The organism is uncultured Sphingomonas sp. (assembly GCF_964243315.1).
Taxonomy (GTDB): Bacteria; Pseudomonadota; Alphaproteobacteria; order Sphingomonadales; family Sphingomonadaceae; genus Sphingomonas.
In genome coordinates, this window is sequence record NZ_CAXTEM010000103.1 from 1 (window position 1) to 5278 (window position 5278).

At 64.6% G+C, this 5278-nt stretch carries 8 protein-coding genes; 3 read left to right on the forward strand and 5 right to left on the reverse strand.

Translation table 11 applies throughout. The features are described from left to right. Window positions 1-161 precede the first annotated feature (161 nt). Both ACFE77_RS16010 and ACFE77_RS16015 read left to right on the forward strand, forming a co-directional pair. Window positions 162-317 (forward strand): hypothetical protein, encoded by a 156-nt coding sequence (locus tag ACFE77_RS16010; RefSeq protein ID WP_375422642.1) that lies wholly within the window; start codon window positions 162-164, stop codon window positions 315-317. A gap of 10 nt (window positions 318-327) precedes the next feature. Continuing rightward, a complete protein-coding gene (locus ACFE77_RS16015) occupies window positions 328-567 on the forward strand; it encodes a hypothetical protein (RefSeq protein ID WP_375422643.1) in 240 nt (79 codons plus the stop codon). A 220-nt stretch (window positions 568-787) separates the two neighbouring features. Here the strand turns inward: ACFE77_RS16015 and ACFE77_RS16020 are convergent, their stop codons facing one another. The 5 genes from ACFE77_RS16020 to ACFE77_RS16040 all read right to left on the reverse strand — a co-directional run bounded on the left by ACFE77_RS16020 (window position 788) and on the right by ACFE77_RS16040 (window position 4633). Then, window positions 788-1399, reverse strand: a complete 612-nt coding sequence (locus ACFE77_RS16020; protein WP_375422644.1) for a hypothetical protein — start codon at window positions 1397-1399, stop codon at window positions 788-790. Then, window positions 1396-2637, reverse strand: a complete 1242-nt coding sequence (locus ACFE77_RS16025) for a M48 family metalloprotease (RefSeq protein WP_375422645.1) — start codon at window positions 2635-2637, stop codon at window positions 1396-1398. The genes ACFE77_RS16020 and ACFE77_RS16025 overlap by 4 nt, the downstream gene beginning before the upstream one ends. Further along, window positions 2627-3346 carry a hypothetical protein gene (locus tag ACFE77_RS16030; RefSeq protein ID WP_375422646.1) on the reverse strand — a complete coding sequence of 240 codons (720 nt, stop codon included), beginning with the start codon at window positions 3344-3346 and terminating at the stop codon, window positions 2627-2629. The genes ACFE77_RS16025 and ACFE77_RS16030 overlap by 11 nt, the downstream gene beginning before the upstream one ends. A 424-nt stretch (window positions 3347-3770) precedes the next feature. Further along, window positions 3771-4055, reverse strand: a complete 285-nt coding sequence (locus tag ACFE77_RS16035) for a DUF2218 domain-containing protein (protein ID WP_375422647.1) — start codon at window positions 4053-4055, stop codon at window positions 3771-3773. Then, window positions 4052-4633: a PadR family transcriptional regulator gene (locus ACFE77_RS16040; RefSeq protein ID WP_375422648.1), complete on the reverse strand. Its 582-nt coding sequence runs from the start codon at window positions 4631-4633 to the stop codon at window positions 4052-4054. Before ACFE77_RS16040 ends, ACFE77_RS16035 begins: the two co-directional genes overlap by 4 nt. A 206-nt stretch (window positions 4634-4839) precedes the next feature. Here ACFE77_RS16040 and ACFE77_RS16045 point away from each other — a divergent pair. Further along, window positions 4840-5278: AAA family ATPase (locus ACFE77_RS16045; RefSeq protein ID WP_375422649.1), on the forward strand; the 439-nt coding region annotated here is incomplete at its 3' end.

Consider the following 5278-nt stretch of genomic DNA (forward strand, 5'->3'; position numbering starts at 1 on the left):
CTTGCGATGGCAGGACCTAAACCTGCTGCGTCTACCAGTTCCGCCACGCCCGCATCGAACATCGGCTTTCGGCGCGCGTCTATACCACCCGCGCGGTCGGGGGCAAGCGGCGAGGCAACCCGCCGGTCGGCAGCGCGTTGAGCGCGGACAAGGAGATCGACATGGCGACCCAGCCCTACCCCGAAAACCCGGTGCAACCGACCCAGCCTTCGCAGCCCGACCTGCCCCCGCCCGAGATCAGCCCGCCCGGTCCCGACATCGACGTGCCCGCCCCCGGCATGCCGTCGAGCGATCCCGCACCCGCCAACCCGATGTGAGTGACCGAGCATGACCGATAACGATACCAACGCCGACCAGCACGCCGTGGGCACCGACCCGGAAACGCTGCCCGAGGAACGCGGTGCGGACGGGCGTAGCGACCTCGAACAGATCGTCGCTGCCCGCTCCGACGCGGTCGCCCGCGGCGAAGGCGGCGAAGAACCAGCGATCTTCACGGACAGCGGCCGTCGCGACGGCGTCGGGGGAACCGGCGGCGACCCGAAGAACCAGGACCTTACGCAGCAATAAGCGGGGGGTTCGACGCGGGGGACGGGCTCAGGATAGCACACGCTTTACTTTCGTGAGCTCTTTGAAAGCTCGCCTCTTTGTGCTCCCGCGAAGGCGCGAGCCCAGTACTGGGTCTCCGCCTCCGCGGGGACACATACCGCACGTGATCGGTGACCGACCAGATAGCAGCTGACGACTTGAAATCCGTGAACAGCAACCTTCGTGAAGCCCCAATCCAACGCTACTCGACCTTCCAAAGCCGAGCGCTACCTACGATCGTCCGGTAATCACCGAGGCTGTACGCGAAATAGTGGATCGCGGGCGCCTCGTACGTGATCAGGTACAGTCGCCCGTCGATCACCCCCCCGGTCGCCTCCCCCTTTCGCCGCACCCCGTCATCTTCCTGGGTGAAGCTATACCCGAAGCGAAACCCGGGCCGTCCCGCAAACTGTGCCGGCGCCAGATCGTCCACGGTAAACGACACCGACCCGCCCGCCACCCGATAGCTGCTCTCGAAGAACTGGACCACGTCGGTCGACAGCATTGATGCGGAGAAGCGCGGCAACGGCCTGCTGTGGCGGTCGACCTTGCGGAACAGCGCCATGCCCGACTTGATCCCGGCATAGAAAGTCACTGCGTTGAGCCCGGCGCCATCGAGCGTCCAGCGCTCAGCATGACGCCCCGGCCGCTCGGGTATGCGGTTCCAGGAAATCGCCGGCGCCACGCTCATCGGTGACGCAGCCACCAGGATCGCACGTCCTGCGGACACCAACGAGTATGACAGCGCGGGCGCCGCGATCGACGCAATCGCCAGCATCGCCACCAGCCGAACCGACGACAGCCGGCGGCTCACTGCGCCTGCCCCGCAAGCATCGCAATCATCGCGCGATCGGTCGCGTCTGCCTTGCGTTCGAGATACGTCTTCAGCGCGCCCTGCCCCGCGGCCGCGTCCCCACTCCGCAGCAGCACCAGCCCTAAACCTCGCCACGCCTCCACCGGCGCGTCGCCGGTCAGTGCCTGCCGGTAGAACGCCGCCGCTCGCCCGAGGTCCTCGCGCCGGCCGCGAGTGCGGTAGAGTTCGCCGCGCGCATAGAGCAGATCCGGTGTCCAACCATCGGCAGCAAGCTCACGGAGTAGCCAATCCGACCCACCGAAATCGTTCAGCTTGATCTGCTCGTCGACCAATCGGGGCCACCACGGCCGCATCGCCGCACGATGCGCTTCGGCGCCATTGTCCGGAAACGCGCGAGCCGCGAACGGTCGCGCCAGCGAGGTCAGTGTCGCGATCCGTTCTGGCCGGGACGGGTGCGTCGCGTAGAAGCCGTTCTCCCGCCACCGTATCCGCCTGCGACGGGCGATCAGGGCAGCCTCCTCTTCGTTGATCAACGCTTGCCACGTCGATGCTGCAAGAGCCGGATCGTAACCGGCAGACACCATCAGCGGGATCGATCCCGCGTCAGCCTCGCGCTCCATGTCGCGCGAAAAGCTGTATTGGGACCCGACCGTCAGCAATCGCGCCACCTCGATCGCCACCGCGGATCCACGGTTGGACACGGGAATGGCGGAAAGCATCGCCAGCCGCCCGGTCTTCGATCGAGTGTCGCGAAGTGTCTGAAGTGAATGGCGACGTGCGAAGTGCGTGAATTCATGGCCGAGCACCGCCGCAAGCTGGGCCTCGTTGCGCATACGCAGCAGCGCTCCAGTGTGAACGGTCACCATCCCGTTTGCCGCCATCGACGCGTTGAAGCTCGGGTTCCGGACGATGTACAATCGCAGGCTAGAGCAAGCCGCCTCACTCACGGTGCGGCACAGAACGCCCCGGACATAGCGGTCGAGTGCCTGATCGCGGACCAGCGCATCGGACGTCTTCATCGCGCGCTCGACCGCCTCGAACTGCATCCAAAGCCCACGCTCGTCCGGATCGGTCGGCACATACCCAGCACCGATCGTCGGATATCGATCCGGCTTGGGCTCACTCACCGCCGGGGTTGCCGCAACCAGGACGACGAACGAGCACCAGATCTTCGAGGCGAGAAGGATCCGCCTCAGCACATCGCCGACAGTGATCACGCCCTTGCCATCATCGGGCATGCTTCCTCGACGGAAATGCGCCGAACAATTGCCCGACCCGCTTCGCCGCACCCGCGTCGGTGCGCGGATCGCCGCCTGCGCGCAAATCGAGATTGAACCAGACGAGATCGCCGGACTTCAGGTCGACCAGCGCCGCGAAGGCTTGGTGAACGCCCGTCCCTTCCAGGATCATGCTCGCCACCTGTCCGGTCAGCAGGCGAAACGCCTTGCGTTCGCCGGTCCCGAACGAGTCACGCATCCTTACGAACAGCGCATAGTCTCCGCCGCCGGACGCGACGATCCTCGCCACGTCGGGACCGAGCGTCCAGTTCACTCGATCGCCCAGCGCCGGCAAGGCGCCATCACGAGTAAGTTCGTGCGTCGTGGCTTCGGTTGCGACTGTCTTGAACAACGCCAGATAGTCCGCGATCAGCTTGGCTTGCTCACCCTTCTGCTCGGGCAGGACGACAACCTCGTTCCCGAACACGCGCTGCTGCGTCTCGATCGCCGCGGCGAGCTTGGCGCGGGCCATCGCGGTCCAGTCCGCATTCGCCTCCTCCACCCCGCCGACGCCGATTGATCCGACTTGGATATCGGACTGCACCACGACGATCCTGACCGGCCGGCCTTCGGTGAAGCGGAAAGCACCGTTCTTCCAAACCGCGGCGTCCGCGCTGCCGCCTGTCCCCAGCAACGAAAGGAGCAAGATGATGCGAAGGCGCCAATCCATCACGACGGCTCCCCGTGAGCGCAACCGACCGGGCCGGCACGTTACGCGCTGCCCGATCTCGCACATCACGCGAGAGCCGCCCCCTGTTTCGACGAAGTACCCTGAAGCGGCAACATCTCGCCGCACTTATTCCGTCGCAGCATCATCGTCCAACCGGACTCAAGTAAAGCCTCGTAATTACTATGTGCTTTGGACCCACTGCCCACCCCGTTTCATCGTTGATCGATTCGATGACCTATCAGCGTGAAACGGGCATAGTAAGTTGCGGCGCTCTCTACAACAGATTAATACGATAGTTCAGGCATGTAATGATACCCTAGAACACCGGATACTCTGTTCGTAGATACTAGTTCAATCGAAGTTGATAATGTTGCAAACAGACATGACCACTTCTTTCTTCAGAAGGACAGAACATCAATTCCGTTTACTTCCAATCGAAGGTCAACGGCGCCTCACGGAACGCGAACCGATCGAGGTGGCGCTCCACCACCCCGCGCATGTTGGCCACGTCCTCCCCTTCAGGCACCGTCAGCGCGACGTCGAGCGTGTCGATGTCGGCGCGCATCACCAAGCGGGCGCCATTTGGAAAGTCGATCGTGGCTTCCTCCGCGGTGAAGGCGACCGTCATCTTATGGCTCCAATGCTTGGCAAGCTGCTGGAGATAGCGGCTCGCCGACGCGGTCGGCACGCGAGCGACCGAGACACTCATCGCAGCCGCTCGATCCGTTGTGCGACCTCGTCGATCATCGCGACGACCTCATGCAGCTTCTCGTCATCGAGATCACCGCGGCCGAGCCGCCCCTGCACTGCCATCCGCAGATTGCCCATCGCCCGCCGGATCGGCGCGCCGTCGGTCCGTTCGCGGTGCGCGCCGAGGTCGGTCAGCCGCGCGATCAGCGTCGCGACCTGCGCCTCGTTCTCGGCAAGGTGCGTCAGCCCGGATTCGGTGATCGCGAAACGCTTCTTGGCATCGTCGGACTGTTGCTCGGCGATCAGCCCCATCTCGTCGAGCAGGGTGAGCGTCGGGTAGACGATGCCGGGGCTCGGCGCATAGGCGCCGCCGGTCAGCTCTTCGATCGCGCGGATCAGCTCGTAGCCATGGCGGGTTTCGTCCGCGATCAGCTTGAGCAGAACCAGCCTGAGCTCGCCGCCATCGAACATCCGCCGTCCGCGGCCACGACCACGATCGTGCTCGCCATTCACTTCCCAGCTGACGGTAAACGGTCCGCGGCGCCACTCGCCGCCGCCGCGTGGGCCGCAATGGCGGCCGCGCATATGATTGAACATGATCTCGTTCCTGTTTTCAGATAGCGCTAAGATATATCTTCTGGTGCTGTCTTCAAGATACCCGAAGATATATCTTCTCGCGGCATCTGTGCTCCTGCGGACGCAGGAGCTTGGGGCCAAGAACGATGTTCCCCGTAACCCAGGGCTCCTGCGTCCGCAGGAGAACAGAAGATGCATCGCCGGCCGCCCGCGCTTATATTGGCGGTATGCCCGATCTGTTCGCCGGCTTCGAACCCGCACCCCCGCCCGAAACCATCGCCGAGAATGCGCCGCTCGCGGATCGCCTGCGGCCTCGGCGGCTTGGCGATGTCGTCGGCCAGGATCATATCACCGGGCCGGAAGGTGCGATCGGGCGGATGGTCGCGGCGGGGCGGCTGTCGTCGATGATCCTGTGGGGACCACCCGGCACCGGCAAGACCACGATCGCCCGGCTGCTGGCGGACGCCGTCGACCTGCGCTTCGTCGCGATCTCGGCGGTGTTCTCGGGCGTCGCCGACCTGAAGAAGGCGTTCGCCGAGGCGCGCGACCATGCCCGCATCGGCAAGCGCACGCTGCTCTTCGTCGACGAGATCCATCGCTTCAATCGTGCGCAGCAGGACGGCTTCCTGCCCTATGTCGAGGACGGCACCGTCACCCTGGTCGGCG

Coding starts and splice junctions, on each gene's coding strand:
- ACFE77_RS16035 (WP_375422647.1), bottom strand. CDS start 4,055: ATGAGTGTCTCGGTCGCTCGCGTGCCGACCGCGTCGGCGAGCCGCTAT.
- ACFE77_RS16010 (WP_375422642.1), top strand. CDS start 162: ATGGCGACCCAGCCCTACCCCGAAAACCCGGTGCAACCGACCCAGCCT.
- ACFE77_RS16030 (WP_375422646.1), bottom strand. CDS start 3,346: ATGGATTGGCGCCTTCGCATCATCTTGCTCCTTTCGTTGCTGGGGACA.
- ACFE77_RS16025 (WP_375422645.1), bottom strand. CDS start 2,637: ATGCCCGATGATGGCAAGGGCGTGATCACTGTCGGCGATGTGCTGAGG.
- ACFE77_RS16040 (WP_375422648.1), bottom strand. CDS start 4,633: ATGTTCAATCATATGCGCGGCCGCCATTGCGGCCCACGCGGCGGCGGC.
- ACFE77_RS16015 (WP_375422643.1), top strand. CDS start 328: ATGACCGATAACGATACCAACGCCGACCAGCACGCCGTGGGCACCGAC.